A 17,947-nucleotide genomic window follows, 5' to 3' on the forward strand; every position below is an offset into this window, starting at 1 on the left:
TCCCTATTCGGCCGGCGCGGCAGCGGGTACGGCCTCGCCTCGTCGTCGCAACCGGTCGATCAGAAGGTAGATGACCGGAGTCGTATAGAGGGTCAAAATTTGCGAAACGAGAAGCCCGCCGATGATGGTGATTCCGAGCGGTCGTCGTAGTTCCGTGCCGGGACCGACCGCGAGCACCAGCGGTATCGCAGCGAAAAGCGCGGCCATGGTGGTCATGATGATTGGCCGAAAGCGCACGCTACAAGCCTCGAAGATTGCGTCCGCGGATGATAATCCGCGTTGGCGCTCAGCATCCAGCGCGAAATCGACAATCATGATGCCATTTTTCTTGACGATACCGATGAGGAGAATGATGCCGACAAATGCAATGATCGTCAGTGGCGTATTGGTGATCTGCAAGGCCAGAAGTGCTCCGAGTCCAGCGGACGGCAGGGTCGAGATGATCGTGAGCGGATGAGCGAGGCTCTCGTAGAGAACCCCGAGCACAATATACACGGCGGCAAGCGCGCCGAGAATCAGTAGTGGCTGCCGTCCCGACGTTTTGCGGAAATCAGCCGCGTTGCCCTCGAAGTTTCCACGAATACCCTCGGGCATGTGCAACTCATCGACAGCGCGTTGAATATTGGCGGTAGCGTCCTGAAGTTCCACGCCCGGTAACGTGTCGAAAGACACCGTCATCGACGGGAGCGACTGTGAATGAACAACAGCGAGCGGCGACAGATCACGCTGATAGTGAGCGACGGCAGACAGCGGCACCTGAACTCCGTTGGCTCCGGCAACAAAGATGCGCTCGAGGTTGGATGGGTCTTCCTGAAGTTGTGGATCAATTTCCAAAATGACCTGGTATTGATTGCGCTGGGTATAAACTATCGAAATCTGCCGTTGCGAGAACGCGTTGTTGAGTGCGTTGTCGATATCCTGAACCCTGACTCCAAGGCTGGATGCCTTTTTCCGGTCGATGGACACGGTCAGTTGCAGACCACCTGCCTCGCGGTCGCTTGACACGTCAGTAATTCCCTCGACCGTTTGCATGCGCTTGGTGACAAGGGGCGCCCACTTCTGCAACAACTCGAGGTCGGTACTGTAGAGCGTGTATTGGTAGTTTGAATCGCTCTGGCGTCCTCCGGTGCGGATGTCCTGGGCGGCGAACATGAGCAGCCTGATGCCTGATAGGTCGCTAAGATTTCGGCGCATCCGGTTAATTACCTGCGGGGTCGTCAGTTTTCCCCGTTCAGCGGGCGGCTTCAAGATGATGTACATGAATCCTCGATTTGAGCCTCCGAGCGTGCCGCCGCCGATGGAAGAGCCGATTCCCTGCACGGCAGGATCTGCCATTACGATATCCATAGCGCGCTGTTGAAGTCCGAGCATGGACTGAAAGGAAACGTCGGCGGACGCGTGCGTGACACCAATTATGAAGCCGCTGTCGTCGATTGGAAAATAACCTTTCGGCGTCTTGATATAGAGAGTCACCGTCAGGGCGATAGTCGCAAAAAACACCAGCAACGTCAGGGCGGGAAAGCGGAGCACGACGCGCAGCGTGCGCGTATAAAACGCCACGATTCGCGAAAGCAGGCCTTCAACCAGCCGGTCGAACCGGGTCGCATTCGTGGACGTCGCGCCTTTGATGTAATGGGCGCAGATCATCGGCGTTACCGTCAACGACACGATCGTTGACACCACGATCGCGAAGGTGAGTGTGAGCGAGAATTCCCGCAACAGCCGGCCAGCAACGCCGTCCATAAAGATCAAGGGCATGAATGCGGCAATCAACGACAGGCTGATCGAGAACACGGTAAAGCCGATTTGCCTTGCTCCTTCGACCGCCGCCCGGTAAGGCGGCAAACCCTGCTCGAGATTGCGGTACATGTTCTCGATCATGACGATGGCATCATCGACCACGAAGCCGACCGAGATGGCCAGCGCCATCAGGGATAGGTTGTCGATGGAGAAACCTGCCAGCCACATCCCGACGCATGTACCAGCCAGCGCCAATGGAACTGATATGCCGGCCGCGACAGTCGGCGTAAGACGTCGAAGGAACGTAAATACCACCACCATCACCAGAAAGGCGGTGGCCAACAGTGTCCATTCCATGTCCTCAACGCTTGCCCGGATCGTGCCTGTGCGATCAACGATGATGGATACTTCGACACCGCCAGGAATCCACTTCTTGAGTTCGGGGAGCAGCGCCCTCACCCGGTCGACAGTGTCGATGACATTGGCGTCGCCCTGCTTGGTGACCTGGATCAACACCGCCGGCTGCTTGTTGAACCAAGCGATCGAGCGGCTGTTTCGCGTGGCATCCTTGACATCGGCCACGTCCGAGAGCCGAACGAAATTCCCTCCTGAATTCTTTATAATGATGTTGCGAAATTCGGTGGCCGTCCGCATCTGCCGGTTAGTCGACAGCGTCTCGCTCTGACGGTCGCCATTGAAAATTCCGACTGGGCCAAGCGGATTGGCGTTCACGATCGCGGTCCGGACATCATCGGTCGAGATGCCTGCGTTTGAGAGCGCGACCGGATTGAGAGCAATCCGCACAGCCGGCTGATCAGCTCCACTTACGGAAACCTCCCCTACCCCCGGGACCTGCGAAACGCGCTGAACAATAACGGTATCAGCTACGTCATAGATGGCGCTCGTCGACATAGTCTTTGATGTTAGCGCTAGAACGAAGACGGGTGACGCAGCAGGATTGGCCTTGCGGAATTTCGGCAATGTCGGCAGATCCGTCGGCAGATCGGCGAGCGATGCGTTGATCGCCGCTTGCACGTCGCGTGCCGCGTGATCGATGTCGCGCCCGATGGCAAACTGCAATTGAATGCTCGTGGCGCCCAACGCGCTCGTGGACGTGATTTGCTCGACGCCGGCGATCTCACCCAGGCGGCGCTCCAGCGGCGCGGCAACGGTAGCAGCCATCACCGACGGCGACGCGCCCGGCCGGTTCGCCGACACTCTGATCATCGGGAAATCGACATTGGGAACCGAAGCTACCGGAAGGACGGCGTAAGCGACAACGCCAATGAGAAACAGGCCAATGGCGAGCAGCGTGGTACCGACCGGTCTTCGAATGAACGGCTCGGAGATCGAGGCCATTATCTTATGTCCTCGCTCGCACCAGGCAGCGGCTTCGAACCGCCAGTAGGAACGGCTTGCTCGATTCGCTTGTTTAGCCGATCGAGCCCCAGATAGATCACCGGCGTGGTGTAAAGCGTGAGCAACTGACTGAGCAGCAGGCCGCCGATGATCGAGATGCCAAGTGGAAACCGCAACTCCGAGCCGGTGCCGCTTTCGATCGCCAGCGGCAACGCGCCGAACAGCGCTGCCAGTGTGGTCATCATGATTGGTCTGAACCGGAGCAGACACGCCTGCACGATAGCATCGGTCGAAGACATGCCTTGACGGCGTTCTGCCTCGAGCGCGAAGTCGATCATCATGATCGCATTCTTCTTCACGATGCCCATCAGAAGAATGATGCCGATCAGACCGATAACCGACAGATCCTGTCCGAACAGCATCAAGGCGAGAATGGCGCCGATACCCGCCGAAGGCAGTGTTGAGAGGATTGTAATTGGATGAACATAGCTTTCGTACAATACGCCCAGCACGATGTAGATCGTGACCAGTGCGGCCAAGATCAGCCAAGGCTGACCGGCAAGCGCTTTCGAGAATTCCGCCGCATCGCCCGAAAACATGCCGACGATACTAGAGGGCATGCCGATGCGGGTTTCGATGATCTTGACCCGTTCTACGGCGTCGCCCAGCGCTTCGCCCGGGGCGAGATTGAAGCTGAGCGAGAATGCGGGGAATTGCGCCTGATGAGAGATTGCCAGTGGTGCCGTCGTCCTGGTCAGCGTCGCAACTGCAGACAGCGGGACCTGAGCGCCGGCAACACCCGGCAGAAAAAGCTTGGAAAGGATTGAGGGGTCGTTCTGATACTGCGGCAAGGCTTCCAACACGACGCGATACTGGTTGGCCTGTCCATAAACGGTCGATATTTGCCGCTGAGCAAAAGAATCGTTCAAAGTGTCGTTAACAGCCTGAAGGCTAACGCCGAGTTGACCGGCGCGTTCGCGATCGATGTTCAGCGCGGCTCGAAGACCTGCGTCTTGCGCTTCCGACGATACGTCCCGAAATAGCGGATCGCGACGTAGTTCCTTGACCAGCTTTTGGGTCCACTCCGAAACGTGGGCTGCGTCCGTTCCCGTCAGGGTATATTGATAAAGTGAGCGGCTGGCCCGTGTGCTGATCTGAATATCCTGCACCGGTTGAAAATAAACCGCCATACCAGGGATCGAAGCTACGCGCGTCTTCAAACGCGTGATGATTGCAGCGACGTCGTCGCGGCGGTCACTCCGTGGCTTCACCGTCATCACCAGACGGCCGACATTCGTGGTCGGATTCACTGAACCGGCACCGATGACGGATACAACGCCCACGACGTCCGGATCCTCCTCGAGGATGCCCGCTACCTCGGCTTGACGCCTTCCCATTTCGGCAAAGGATACGTCTGGACCCGCCTCAGTTACCGCGGTTATCGACGCCGTATCTTGCAGAGGCAGGAATCCCTTTGGCGCGACGACATAGAGCATCATTGTTGCGACGACCGTCGCAAAAACAACGACCAGCGTTGCCCTCTGATGCTGAAGGACCCATAACAACGTCCAGTGATAGAATGCGACAAGCCGATCAATACTGCGGTTGACCGCCGCCAACCCCGGAATCGGAGCTCCTTCCTCCGAGTGTTTTAGCAGCCGGGAACACATCATCGGCGTCAGAGTAAGCGACACCACGGCGGACGTGACGACCGCGATCGTCAGTGTCAGTGCGAACTCGCGGAACATTCTTCCGACCAGCCCGGACATGAACAAAAGCGGGATAAACACCGCGATTAGCGAAACCGTCAGCGAAATCACGGTGAAGGCAATCTCACTCGCGCCCCGGAGCGAAGCCTCCATGACGCTCTCGCCGTTCTCGATATGTCGAACGATGTTTTCGATCATCACGATGGCGTCGTCGACCACGAATCCGGTGCCGATCGTCAGCGCCATCAGCGACAGGTTGTCGAGGCTGAATCCGGCGAAATACATGATGCCGAAACTGGTGATCAGCGACAACGGCAGCGCCACGCCCGCAATCAACGTCGCCCGGAGCGAGCGCAAGAAAAGAAGTACGACAAGCGTAACGAGGACGATGCTGAGAATGAGCGTGAACTGCACGTCGTGGACTGATGCGCGGATTGTCACGGTCCGGTCGCTGACGACGGTCAGTTTGACACCGGCCGGAATTGCTTTCTGGACCTTCGGAATCTCCTCCCGGATCTGGCGGACAACCTCGATCACATTGGCGCCGGGCTGGCGCTGGATATCGATGATGACCGCCGGCGTTCCGTTATACCAGCCGCCGGTGCGGTCGTTCTCCAGTCCGTCGACGATCCGGGCGACATCGCCAATCGTGACCGGAGAGCCGTTGCGGTAGGCGATAATGATCGGTCTGTATGCGTCGGCCGTCGTGATCTGGTCGTTCGCTGCGATCGTATAAGCTTGCTGTGCACCGTCCAGCGCGCCCTTGGGGCCAGAAACGTTGGCGTTGGCGATTGCGGTCCGCAAGTCCTCCATTGAAATGCCGTAGGCGGCGAGCCGCGCGAGATCGGCTTGGACACGTACCGCGGGCTTCAAACCTCCGAGCACGGAAACGCGGCCAACGCCTGAAATCTGACTGAGGCGTTGGCTCAGAATGGTGTCCCCAATATCGCTCAAGGTGCGCAGCGAGACCGTGTCGGAGGTCAGGGCGAGCGTTATTACCGGCGCATCGGCAGGATTCACCTTGGCATAAACGGGCGGGTACGGCAGGTTTTTCGGCAGTACTCCCGCGGCAGCGTTGATGGCCGCCTGCACGTCCTGCGTCGCGCCGTCGATATCCCGATTCAGGTTGAACTGTAAGGAAATCTGACTGAGCCCGAACGAGCTTGTCGATGTCATCGACGACAGCGACGGGATCTGACCGAGTTGACGTTCCAGCGGCGCTGTCAGTAATGACGCGACGACATCGGGACTGGCGCCTGGGAGCTGAGTTCTCACCTGTACTGACGGGAAATCGACTTGCGGCAGCGCAGAGACCGGCAACGCCCAATAGCCGAGCGCGCCTCCGATCATCAGCGCGATCCCGAGCAAGGAGGTTGCAATCGGACGACGAATAAACGGTTCCGAGACACCCATGTCTAATCAACTCGTCTGGCAGCGCACTGCCGTGGGTTCGCTTCTCAGTGCCGTGCCTCCGGAATCATGGCCGAGCCTTTGGTCCGCCGCCAGAACTCCGCTTGCCGCGACGCTCACTGTTGTCGCCGCCTCGGCGAGCGCCGTGCTCATCGTGCCGCTTCTGCGGCGCGAGATCGGCCGTCGGCGCCTGATCGTTCTGGCTGATCGTCACCTTTGCTCCGTCGGAGAGATTGGCAAATCCCGTCGTGACCACGCGATCAGTAGGACCAACTCCCTTGGCGATCACAGCGTCCTTTTCGTCCTGCTGCTGCACCGTCACTGGTTTGGCCGTTACGATGTCGTCGTCTCCGATCACGTAGCTGAAGGTTCCGAGCGGACCGCGCTGCACCGCCGACGTCGGTATAACCGTCGCCTGTAATAGCGTTTCAACCTTGATCCGCACGTTCACGAATTGGCCTGGCCAGAGCTGAAAATGCTCATTTGGAAACTTGGCTCTCAGCCTCAACGTGCCGGTGGTCGGATCGACCTGATTATCAATACCGATCAGCTCACCCGTGTCGGCTAGTGTCGTGCCGTCGCTTCCGAATACATCGACTTCGATAGCACCCTTGGCTGCTGCTGCATTCACCCGCGTAATTTGCTGTTGCGGAAGGCTAAACTGAACGGAGATAGGCTGAAGCTGCGTAATGACGACGAGTCCGGTCGTATCCGTGGTATTGATGATGTTGCCACGATCGACCTGGCGCAGGCCGACGCGACCGGAAATCGGCGCGACGATCTTGGTGAAGCCGAGCATCGCTCCCGCGTTGTCGATCGCGGCCTGATCGGCCTTGACCAGCGCCTCCTGTTGAGCAACGACCGCCCTTTGGGTATCCGCCTGCTGCTTCGAACCGGCATTGGAGACGGCCAGCTGCTGGTAGCGTTTCAGATCGAGGAGCATATTGGCAAGTTGCGCTTCGTCCTGGGCCTTCTTCGCAACTGTCTGATCGTACTGGGCCTGGTAGATCACGGGATCGATTTCGCCCAGCACGTCGCCCTTCTGAACATCCTGGCCTTCGGTAAAATTGACGGCGATCAGCTTGCCGTTGACCTGAGAGCGTACAGTAACGGTGTTCAGAGCCCGGACCGTTCCGACGCCGTCGAGGTAGACCGGCACATCCTGGATCCGCGGCGTTGCAGCCAGTACGGGAATTGCGCGATCGGAATGTTCTCGACCTTCATCACGCTTCGTTTGCTCAAGCGCGATCCAGCCAAGATAGGTGAGTCCTCCGAGGATCAGAAGCGTAATGACGATCCACACCGGCCGCCGCCGGCCGCCGGCCGCCGCCTGGCCAGGTATCCTTTCACCGGCTGCTTTCGCGGTTTCGTCGAGACCCGGTTTAAAGAGCATTGCCCGCCCTCTCGATTCTCGGCTCCCAGCCCCCGCCCAGGGCTTGATAAAGGCTCACGATTGCCTGTAACCGCGCAAGCTGCGCTTGCGCTAGGACGTCTTCCGCCTGAAACAGTGTCAATTGCGTGTTCAGCACGATAATAATATCGGCGGTGCCTGCCTGAAGCTGCTGCTCGGAGAGCTCGAATGCCCTGCGCGAAGTGGCCACGACCTCCCGCTGCAAGCGCAGTCTTTCAGCGGTCTGACGCACGGCAATCAGCGCGTTGTCGACATCGGCGAACGCCGAAACCACCGTCTTGCGGTAAGTCTGAAGCAGCTCGTCCTGTCTTGCTCTCGTGGTTTCGAAATTGCCGAGAATTCTACCGCCGTCGAAGATCGGCTGCGTCAGTCCGCCGGCGAGGTTGAAGAATGCGGCATTGGGGGTGAACAGCGCGACCAACGCCGGGCTCTGGTAGCCGCCCTGCGCGGTCAACGTAATGCTCGGAAAAAACTGCGCCCGGGCGCTACCGACATTCGCGGTAGCCGACGCCAGTTGCGCCTCCTGACGGCGGATGTCCGGGCGCTGGGTCAACAATTCGGATGGTAGCCCCGGCGTTACCCGTGGTGCAGTGATCCGGTTGAGCGAACCGCCCTTGACGTTCACGCTTTCTGGTGGGCGAGCCACCAGCGTCGCGAGCGCGTTGATGTTTTGTGCAAGCGTCTGCCGAAGCGGCGGAACGGTCGCGCGCTGATTCGCCAACACGCTTTCCTGCTGCGCCACGTCCAGGTCGGTTCCGGTACCGGCACTCAGCCGCTGTTTGAGTGCATCCAGGATACGCACGGCGCTGGCGATATTGCGCTCGGCGACGCGAATCCGGTCTTGTGAGGCAAGGACCTGAAAATAGGCATTCGCGACGCTGGCGAGCGTCGTCAGCGCGACCACATCGCGGTCAAAGCGGCTGGCACTGGCCGTCTCCACCGCGGCCAACGCGGCATCGCGGTTTTTGCCCCAGAAATCGATTTCGTAGCTGGCGGCGCTCAACGTGCCTGAGTAGTTCACGATCTCCCGGCCCCGATTTGTCAGGCCGCTTAAGCTCGACCCCGACGTACGGAAATAGGCTTCCTGTCCCCCGATGCTGACGCTCGGCAATAGCGCCGCACCCGCTATCCGGGATTGCTCGTCGGCCTGAACGATCCTTGCCGCCGCCGCTGCGATATCGAGATTGACGGTCTGGGCTTCCTCCATCAGGCCGGTCAATTCAGGAGAACGAAAACCACGCCACCAGTCGAGCTTCGGCAGAGCGTCGGCCCTGGTCGTCTGCGCAGCCTTGTACCCGCTAGGGATCTCCAGCGCCGGATCCGGAATATCCGCCGTCAGAATGCAGCCAGCCGACAACGCGGCCGCCACCAACACAGGGAGGAGCATAGCGGAACGCCAGATCCACATCGCGCATCTCTGAGGATGGCTAAAGGCCGTAGCAGGGGAAAAAGTCACACCGGCCCCCTGGGGGAAGACAGAAACGGCGACAGGTATTGACATGATATCACTGCGCCGCAGTCCCAACCTTTTCTGGAATAAAGCGACGCGGCCACCGGCAGTCATACTTTCTCTGAGATCGTCCTTATTCTAGCTGTCCGAACAGGTGACGGACAGTCCCGCCCAGCCAAGAACATTAGATGCGTTCCATAGGCGTCACTGCTCTGATTTATCAGAAAAGGCCCGATTTCAGGGCCTTTCTCGAAGTTCAGGCTACATACGCGTCCAACAATCTTACGAAGATTTCATGCGGCGTTGCGGGGTCCCGCCCGTTGGCGGCAGGGATTTTTCGGTCCGAGACCGTCTCTCTGTGGGATGCGATTCTACGCTCCCTTGTACCTCCCTCGCCCCTCAACTAGGGTTGCCTTGAAATCCTCCAACAGCCCAATGAGAATTTTGCATCTCATGAGAATCGATAACGACGTCGTAGAAGCGATCGGAAATACGCCTCTTATCAAGTTAAAGCACGCCTCAAATGCGACCGGATGCACCGTTCTCGGCAAGGCCGAGTTCATGAATCCGGGCCAGTCTGTCAAGGATCGCGCCGGGAAACAGATGATTCTGGAAGCTGAAAGGCGCGGCGATCTCAAGCCCGGCGGCCTCGTGGTCGAGGGCACGGCCGGGAATACCGGCATTGGTCTTGCCGTCGTCGCCAGCGCGCGCGGGTATCGCACGATGATCGTGATCCCGGAAACACAAAGCCGCGAAAAGAAGGACATGCTGCGGCTGTGCGGAGCCGAGCTTGTCGAAGTTCCGGCGCTTCCCTACAGCAATCCGAATAATTATCAGCACATCGCAAAGCGTCTCGCTGACGAACTGCGCAAGTCCGAACCCAACGGCGTCCTGTTTGCCGATCAATGGAACAACCTCGACAATCCCAAGGCGCACTACGTTTCAACGGGCCCCGAAATCTGGGAGCAGACCGGTGGCAAGGTCGACGGCTTCATCTGTTCGATCGGCACGGGCGGCACGCTGGCCGGAGCGAGCGCTTTCCTGCGGGAAAAAAAGAAGGATATCGTCATCGGTGTTGCGGACCCTCGCGGGGCGGCCATGTATGAGTTGTTCAAGAACGGCGTGGCCAAGCCGACCGCGGGAGGTTCGATTACCGAGGGAATCGGGCTCGGACGGGTAACGCCGGTGATTGCCGACGCTAAAGTTGACGAAGCTTACCTCATCCCAGACGAGGAGGCCGTGCCCGTCATCTACGATTTGCTTGAACATGAAGGGCTTTGCCTTGGCGGCTCGACTGGTGTCAACGTCGCCGGCGCGATTCGTCTCGCGCGCCAGTTGGGACCCGGTCACACCGTCGTGACGATCCTGTGCGACTCCGGCAACCGTTACCAATCGAAACTTTTCAACCCGGACTTTATGCGCTCCAAGGGCCTTCCCGTGCCGCAATGGCTCGAGAGACAAAGCACCGTAAAAATTCCCCTCGCAGCAGTTTAAAGCCGTTCCGGTCTCACCGCAGGATCTGGCTTAGAAAGAGCTGGCTTCGCGGGTGTCGCGGGTTGGCGAAGAAACTTGCCGGGGTATCGGACTCGATGATCTGGCCCTCATCCATGAACACGACGCGGTTAGCTACTTCTTTGGCGAATCCCATTTCGTGTGTGACCACAAGCATGGTCATGCCTTCTCTAGCCAGATCCACCATCGTGTCGAGAACCTCCTTGACCATTTCGGGATCCAGGGAGGACGTGGGTTCATCGAACAGCATGACCTTGGGGTTCATCGTGAGCGCGCGCGCGATCGCCACACGCTGCTGCTGGCCTCCGGACATCTGCCCAGGATATTTATTGGCCTGATCAGGTATTTTGACGCGTTCCAGAAACTTCATTGCCGCAGCCTCGGCATCTTTCTTCGGAGTATTGCGGACCCAGATGGGAGCGAGCGTGCAGTTCTCGAGCACTGTGAGGTGCGGAAACAGATTGAAACTCTGGAAGACCATTCCGACCTCGCGCCGCACCTCGTCGACGCGCCGCAAATTGGGTCCCAGCTCAATTCCATCGACGACGATGCGACCCTCCTGAAACTCCTCAAGAGCGTTGATGCAGCGGATCAGCGTTGACTTTCCGGAGCCTGACGGCCCGCAAATGACGATGCGTTCGCCACGGGCCACGTCGAGATCGATGTCCCGCAGCACGTGGAAACTGCCGAACCACTTGTTGAGACCGATGATGGAAACGATGGCGTTCGCATCTGTCATTGATATTTCCAAAGCTCAGGTTCGTCGATGCGCGTTCAGTCGATGCTCCACGAATAGGGAATATCGCGACATGCTGAAGCAGAATGCGAAGTAGATGAGTCCGGTGAACGCGAACCCGGTGAACAGCGTAGTTGGCGTCGCCCACGCGGGATCTGCAAACGAAGCTCGCAAGCTCCCGAGCAGATCGAACAATGCGACGATCGAGACCAGCGAGGTATCCTTGAACAACGCGATAAAGCTGTTGACCAATCCTGGAATGACGTGCCGCACCGCCTGCGGCATTACGATCAGCCCGGTGGTCTTCCAATAGGATAGTCCAAGCGCATGGGCGGCTTCTGCCTGTCCGTTCGGGATCGCCGCGAGACCGCCGCGAATAACCTCGGCATTATACGCCCCGGCGAACAGCGCTATGCCGATTAGGACTCGAACCAGCCCATCGACGGTGAAGTTTCCGGGAAGAAAGAGCGGCAACATGTAGGTCGCAAAAAACAATACGGTGATCAGGGGAACGCCGCGCCAGAATTCGATGAAAGCGATTGAGAACATCCGGATCAGCGGAAGGGTCGAACGCCGTCCCAGAGCCAACGCAATTCCGATCGGTATCGACGATACGATGCCTGTCACCGACACCACCAGCGTTACCAGCAGGCCGCCCCAGAGACGGGTATCGACAACCGGAAGTCCGCCGCGATCGAGACGCATTGCGGCGATAACCAGGCCAATGCCGACAAATGTTGTCAGGCTCGCGAGTAACGCTCCCCAGCCTGCACGGAAGCCGCCGCTGAAAAGGAAGAGCAGCAGCGAAACGATCGCAGCAGTGCAACCAAAATCGTACCAGACCGGCTGACCAGAGCTCTGGAGCCGATCCCGGAGCGAACTCAGCGGCGAGGCCAGCCAGTTCAGTGCATCGCCAATTGATGCAACGGCATTTCCCAACAGTCGTAAGATCGAACCGAATTCGCCTGCTTCCCCTGACGCGGCGAGCTGCCGCCCGGCATTACCAACGCTGTCAGCCAAGCTGGACAGAATCCCGGCGGTCCAGCTCACGCCAAATCCAGTGATGCCTCCACCGTGGAGAAGAAAAAATGCTGCGACCGGGAAAGCGATGAAGAACAGGCTGGCATTGAGACGTTTGGCCGGCAACCGAGGAATGAGAAGCGGCAGCAACAAGATGGCCGCCAACAGAAACGTCAGATTTACCCGCCACCGTTCGGGTTCTGGGTAAAAGCCGTAAATGAACTGGGTGATCTTCGCGTTGACGAACGGCCAGCACGCCCCGATTGATTGACTTGTATCGGTAACCAAACACGACGTTCGATTCTGACCTTCCCAGACCGCATCAACGAAGAAAAATCGAACTGCTGGAACAAGGACGAACCATAGCAGCGCAGCTCCAGTCACCGTAAGCAGCGCGTTGCTCGGGGAACTGAACAGACGGATCCAGAGAACACGGGCCAGGCTCGTAGTCCTGATGGGTGCGTGTCGTTCCGGAACGAGAGCGGCGCGTATAAACGATGGTGCGGGCCGAACGCTCATGCACCCCCGCTCCGTGCAACGCGCCTGGAGTAGACGCTCATGATCCCGCTGGTCACCAGCGAAATCAGCAGATACACGCCCATCGTGATCGCGAGGATCTCGATGGCTTGACCGGTCTGGCTAAGCGTTGTCCCCGCAAACACCGAGAACAGTTCCGGATAACCGATAGCGACAGCCAACGAGGAATTTTTGGTGAGGTTGAGGTACTGATTGGTCAGCGGCGGTAGAATGACCCTCATGGCTTGCGGGACCACGATCAATCGCAGCGTCGATCTGCGCGAAAGTCCGAGCGCGGCGCCTGCTTCCATCTGTCCCTTATGCACCGAAAGAATCCCCGCGCGCACGACTTCCGCGATGAAGGCGGCCGTATATGTCGAGAGCGCAATCGCTAGCGCGACAAACTCCGGGATCAGGCGCGCGCCGCCAGAGAAATTGAATCCCTGGAGAGTTGGCATTTCGAACGCGAAGGGAGTACCGAAAATGACCATCGCGGCGGCGGGAAGACCGAGCAGCAGACCAAGGGCGTATGGCCATACAACCAAAGCTCGCCCGCTCCGAAACAACTTGCGACGGGAATGGCTTCGCAGCAGCATGCAGCCGATGATCGCAACCACCACCGCGACGGCAAACGCGATTAGCCCCTCCTGCCCGACAGGCTTGGGAACCACAAGACCACGATTGCTGAGGAAGATACCGTCAATGACTGAGATGCTTTGCTTTGGACTCGGAAGCGTCCTCAGTACCGCGAGATACCAGAACAGAATCTGAAACAGTAAGGGCAGGTTTCGAACCAGTTCCACATAGCCGCCGGAAATGCGGGATATCAACCAGTTCGGCGACAACCGGCCGAGCGCCACCATGAAGCCGATTATCGTTGCGAAGAAAATACCAACTGCGGCGACCACGAGCGTATTCACAAGGCCGACAAGGAAAACGCGCGTGTAACTGTCGGTCTCGGAGTATGGGATCAGGGTCTGGCTAACGCCGAATCCCGCGGTATTCGACATGAAGCCAAGCCCGGATGCGATATTCTGCGCGTCCAGATTTGCTTTTGCGTTGGCCACGATCTCATAGCCGATCCACGCAAGGACGGCGACGAATACAGCCTGCAACGCAAGGGCACCCCAACCAGCCCGCCCGCCAAGCGCACGTCGTAGCCTGAGAAAAAATTGCAGCGGCGGTTTTCGAGGCGCGACGGTCATTCCTGACGCTGACGCTAGCGGATCGGTGGCGCGTACTGAATGCCGCCCTGCGTCCAGAGCCTATTGAGTCCTCGTGTGATGCCAAGCGGGGATCCGGCGCCGACGTTACGATCAAACGCTTCGCCATAGTTGCCGACGGCCTTGATGATGCGCGAGACCCAATCCTTGGTTACGCCGAGTTGCTCGCCGAAATTGCCGTCGGTCCCGAAAATGCGCTTGAGTTCCGGATTCTCCGATTTTGCCATCTCGCCAACATTCTTCTGCGTGATACCAAGCTCTTCCGCGTTGATCATCGCAAACAGCGTCCACTTCACGAGATCGAACCACTGGTCATCGCCCTGACGCACCATCGGCCCGAGCGGCTCCTTCGAGATCACCTCCGGCAGAACCGCATGATCGGCGGGATTAAGGAGCTTCAACCGCTGGGCGTAGAGCTGTGAAATATCCGACGTAAACACATCGCATCGACCGGTTTCGTAGGCCTTTATGGTTTCGTCGGCCGTGCTGAACGCGATAACCTCGTATTTCATCTTATTGCTTTTGAAGTAATCGGCGAGATTCTGTTCGCTCGTGGTGCCGGTCTGAACGCAGACGGATGCGCTATTCAATTCTAGCGCCGAATTTACCTTGAGAGATTTCCTGACCAGAAAACCCTGCCCGTCGTAGTAAGTCACGCCGGTGAAATTTCCTCCAAGCGAGGTATCGCGTGAAAGTGTCCATGACGTATCGCGCGACAGCACATCTATGTCGCCCCACTGTAGAGCGATAAACCGGTCTTTGGCGGATAGCGGGACGAACTTGATCTTGCTCGGATCGTTGAACACGACTGCTGCGATTGCGCGGCAGATGTCCACGTCAAGACCGGTCCAGTTTCCTTTGTCGTCAGGGGTGGAAAACCCTGGCAACCCCTGAGTCACGCCACACGACAGCACGCCTCGTTCCTTGACTGCCTCGAGCGTGGTCTTCGCCTTCGCGGATTCCTGTGCGGATGCCGATTGTAATGTAATACCAGCGGCGATGGCGAAAATGGCAGCAAGTATGCATTTCATGGCAATGCCTTTCAAGAACGTCAATGGATTGTCAGTTCGTGCCGTTTAGTCGCTCGGTTGAGTGCGGCCAATCGATTCGTTTCTCCCACCAGAATCGGGCCAAAGACGGACTGCGTCGATCAACCGATGTTGAGAGCAGATGGAAACTCGCAGCGGCTCTCCACCCTCGGTCGGCAGGGATTGAATTCCATCACGGAACGACTAGCGGTGGACTCTAGCGTCCGCATCCGTTCCGCGATCCGCCTTGCGAAGGTTGGAATCAAGGAGCCACTAGCAAATATATGTTGCTAGTGGGGTTTTAAATTTGACGTTCAGCTCCGCGACACGTGGGGGTTGACGGGGGTCTTTCCCTTCCTGTTACTACCCGACCACTCCGGAACTGCCATCCGGAAAGCACAAAATGCCTGGTTCAGCAGCGGGAAGATATGACCTTGTCGAAGGGCGACAGACCCACGGATTCGCTTCGAGCGGAAACCAGATTGGTCGTTTCCGGTCGAGACACGGCGTCCCAGAAAGGGTTCGTCAATCCTCCCATCGTTCGCGGCTCGACCGTGCTTTACCCGACTGCAAGCGATCTTTACGCTCACCGCGGAGAATTCCAATACGGACGGCACGGCACCCCTTCAACCCGCGCGTTGCAGGATGCGTTGGCGGCGTTGGAAGGCCCGCAATGCGCAGGCATAGGCCTCGTTCCTTCGGGGGTGTCTGCGATTTCTACGGCGCTATTGTCCGTGCTGAAGGCCGGCGATCATGTTCTGGTCTGCGATAACATTTATCGTCCTACGCGACAATTCTGCGATGGGATTCTGACGCGCTATGGAATCGAGACCACCTATTTCGACCCACTGATCGGTTCGGGAATCGCCGCGCTGTTCAGGCCGGAAACCCGCGCGGTAATGGTGGAGGCTCCAGGCTCTCAGTCTTTGGAGATGCCCGACGTTCCGGCGATCGCTGCCGCGGCGCACGCCCGCGGCGCGCTTGTGATCGACGACAATACGTGGGCAACCCCCCTCTTCCGCCGCGCACTCGAACAAGGCGTGGACATAAGCATCCAGGCGGCGACCAAGTACATCGGAGGACATTCCGACCTCATGTTTGGTACCATAGCCGCCAATGCCAAGGCCTGGCCGGCGCTCGCCGAAACCATCAAGCTGCTCGGTCTATGCGTCGGTCCTGACGATGTGTTTTTGGCCTTGCGGGGATTACGCACTCTTGCGGTAAGGCTTTATCATCACCAGCAGGCCGCGATCGACATGGCGCGGTGGCTTGCTCGGCGGCCGGAAGTTGCAAGTATTTTGCATCCCGCATTACCGGACGATCCCGGTCATGCGATCTGGAAACGGGACTTCACCGGCGCTTCGGGATTGTTCAGCATTGTCCTTAAACCCGCGCCACAACAAGCAGTCGATGCGCTGCTCGATACGCTGAAGCTGTTTGGCATGGGTTACTCGTGGGGTGGCTTTGAGAGCCTCATCATTCCCTTCGATTGCGCTTCGTATCGGACCGCGACGAACTGGACGCCGGGCGGGCCGACGCTACGACTACACATCGGCCTTGAGAATTTGGACGATCTCAAGGCCGATCTCGAACGGGGATTTGCGGCCTTCAACGCCCGGCAATGAGGCTTCTGCCTCGCGCTTTTTGTTGTTTCTCACGTTGATGATTGGCGTCCATTGAGAATGATGAAGTACACGTTGCGAAAATAAACAATGAGACCGAGAGCCTGGCCGGCGATGAACACCGGATCTCGCCGGTAAAGGGCGTAAATCAAAAGAAGAATCCCGCCTCCTATCGAGAAGAACCAGAACGCCACGGGGATCACGCTCTTTCGTGCGCGTTCAGATGCAATCCATTGCACGACGAACCGCATGGTAAAGAGACCCTGCGCAACAAAACCGAGAACGACCCAGCCGTCAAAATTGGATACGAACACGTCGTAGAAATAGGTCGTCAGCATCTCGAAGATGTCAGTCATGACGCATTACCTCGGTTGCCACGGGTGTCGATTTCTTACGGCGGATCAGCCACCACACACCGGCGAGGTCGATGATTCCGATCCACAGGCGATCGAAGAATCCATAATTCGACACGCCTGAACGTCGCAGCCGGTCGATCACGTCGACATAGGTGATGTCATAGCCCTCTCGCCGCACCAGCGCCGGGAGGAAACGGTGCAAGCCGTCGAAATAAGGGAGGGACAGAAACACCTCCCGCCGAAAGGCCTTCAGCCCGCAACCGGTGTCGCGCGTCCCGTCGCTCAGCACCCAGCTTCGCACCTTGTTGGCGATTCGCGACTGGAATTTCTTGAATCCGGTATCCTTGCGGCCAACGCGTTGGCCGGCGGCGAGACCGATGCGTCCCTCACCCTTCTCGATCGCCATTATGAGTTCCGGCAGAAATTCCGGATTGTTCTGACCGTCGCCATCCAGCGTCGCAACGATCGAACCGCGCGCGGCCCGCACCCCGGTCCGAACCGCCGCCGATTGGCCCGATGACTTTTCGTGACGAATCTGGCGCACATTCTTCCGCCGCGTCATGATCGTAGCCAAACGCTGGGCGGTTGCATCGGCGGAGCCGTCGTCGACATAGACAATCTCGTAGTCCCACCGGCCGTCCAGCGCGGCAGAGATCTCGTCGATCAAGGGTGCGATATTGTCCGCCTCGTTGCGCACAGGCACAACTATGGAAATCGTCGGCGTAGTCGTGCTGGTGGACATGTCGTCGTTCATTGTCCGATTGGTCCGCTAATCAGAGCCCGCGAAAAACTGGCCTATAGCGTTTTCGAGCGAAGTGAAATCCGGTTCGCGTGAAGAAAGCGCGTCATCAAAAA

12 protein-coding genes are annotated in these 17,947 nt (G+C 58.3%); 2 read left to right on the forward strand and 10 right to left on the reverse strand.

The window, feature by feature from the left end:
* Positions 1 to 3 precede the first annotated feature (3 nt).
* The 4 genes from B2M20_RS08170 to B2M20_RS08185 all read right to left on the reverse strand — a co-directional run bounded on the left by B2M20_RS08170 (position 4) and on the right by B2M20_RS08185 (position 9,016).
* Entirely contained in the window at positions 4 to 3,099 is a 3,096-nt protein-coding gene (locus B2M20_RS08170; RefSeq protein WP_079446560.1) for an efflux RND transporter permease subunit, read from the reverse strand.
* Complete coding sequence (locus B2M20_RS08175) at positions 3,099 to 6,221, reverse strand: efflux RND transporter permease subunit (protein ID WP_079446561.1); 3,123 nt, start codon at positions 6,219 to 6,221, stop codon at positions 3,099 to 3,101. The genes B2M20_RS08170 and B2M20_RS08175 overlap by 1 nt, the downstream gene beginning before the upstream one ends.
* A 64-nt stretch (positions 6,222 to 6,285) precedes the next feature.
* Positions 6,286 to 7,611, reverse strand: coding sequence for an efflux RND transporter periplasmic adaptor subunit (locus B2M20_RS08180; RefSeq protein ID WP_079446562.1), 1,326 nt, complete (start codon positions 7,609 to 7,611; stop codon positions 6,286 to 6,288).
* On the reverse strand, positions 7,601 to 9,016 hold the full coding sequence (locus B2M20_RS08185) for an efflux transporter outer membrane subunit (RefSeq protein ID WP_338013164.1): 1,416 nt from the start codon (positions 9,014 to 9,016) through the stop codon (positions 7,601 to 7,603). Before B2M20_RS08185 ends, B2M20_RS08180 begins: the two co-directional genes overlap by 11 nt.
* A 516-nt stretch (positions 9,017 to 9,532) precedes the next feature.
* Between B2M20_RS08185 and B2M20_RS08190 the strand changes: the two genes are divergently transcribed.
* A complete protein-coding gene (locus B2M20_RS08190; RefSeq protein ID WP_079446564.1) occupies positions 9,533 to 10,573 on the forward strand; it encodes a cysteine synthase A in 1,041 nt (346 codons plus the stop codon).
* Positions 10,574 to 10,586: 13 nt separating this feature from the next.
* Here B2M20_RS08190 and B2M20_RS08195 read toward each other — a convergent pair whose 3' ends face one another.
* From B2M20_RS08195 to B2M20_RS08210, 4 genes are read right to left on the reverse strand one after another with little or no spacing between them, the layout of a single operon-like run.
* On the reverse strand, positions 10,587 to 11,330 hold the full coding sequence (locus tag B2M20_RS08195; protein ID WP_079446565.1) for an amino acid ABC transporter ATP-binding protein: 744 nt from the start codon (positions 11,328 to 11,330) through the stop codon (positions 10,587 to 10,589).
* Positions 11,331 to 11,345: 15 nt separating this feature from the next.
* Complete coding sequence (locus tag B2M20_RS08200) at positions 11,346 to 12,866, reverse strand: amino acid ABC transporter permease (protein WP_079446566.1); 1,521 nt, start codon at positions 12,864 to 12,866, stop codon at positions 11,346 to 11,348.
* Positions 12,863 to 14,068: an amino acid ABC transporter permease gene (locus B2M20_RS08205; protein ID WP_079446567.1), complete on the reverse strand. Its 1,206-nt coding sequence runs from the start codon at positions 14,066 to 14,068 to the stop codon at positions 12,863 to 12,865. The genes B2M20_RS08200 and B2M20_RS08205 overlap by 4 nt, the downstream gene beginning before the upstream one ends.
* A gap of 14 nt (positions 14,069 to 14,082) precedes the next feature.
* A complete protein-coding gene (locus tag B2M20_RS08210; RefSeq protein WP_079446568.1) occupies positions 14,083 to 15,117 on the reverse strand; it encodes an amino acid ABC transporter substrate-binding protein in 1,035 nt (344 codons plus the stop codon).
* 425 nt (positions 15,118 to 15,542) lie between these two features.
* Here B2M20_RS08210 and metC point away from each other — a divergent pair, with 425 nt between their 5' ends.
* Positions 15,543 to 16,739 carry a cystathionine beta-lyase gene (gene metC / locus B2M20_RS08215; RefSeq protein ID WP_079446569.1) on the forward strand — a complete coding sequence of 399 codons (1,197 nt, stop codon included), beginning with the start codon at positions 15,543 to 15,545 and terminating at the stop codon, positions 16,737 to 16,739.
* 29 nt (positions 16,740 to 16,768) lie between these two features.
* On the opposite strand, the gene B2M20_RS08220 is transcribed toward metC, so the two are convergent.
* Positions 16,769 to 17,092 carry a lipid-A-disaccharide synthase N-terminal domain-containing protein gene (locus tag B2M20_RS08220; RefSeq protein ID WP_079446570.1) on the reverse strand — a complete coding sequence of 108 codons (324 nt, stop codon included), beginning with the start codon at positions 17,090 to 17,092 and terminating at the stop codon, positions 16,769 to 16,771.
* The gene (locus tag B2M20_RS08225; RefSeq protein ID WP_079446571.1) at positions 17,085 to 17,846 is read right to left on the reverse strand and encodes a glycosyltransferase family 2 protein; all 762 of its coding nucleotides are present in this window, start codon (positions 17,844 to 17,846) and stop codon (positions 17,085 to 17,087) included. Before B2M20_RS08225 ends, B2M20_RS08220 begins: the two co-directional genes overlap by 8 nt.
* Positions 17,847 to 17,947 lie beyond the last annotated feature (101 nt).

This window comes from Nitrobacter vulgaris (assembly GCF_002028545.1).
Taxonomy (GTDB): domain Bacteria; phylum Pseudomonadota; class Alphaproteobacteria; order Rhizobiales; family Xanthobacteraceae; genus Nitrobacter; species Nitrobacter vulgaris.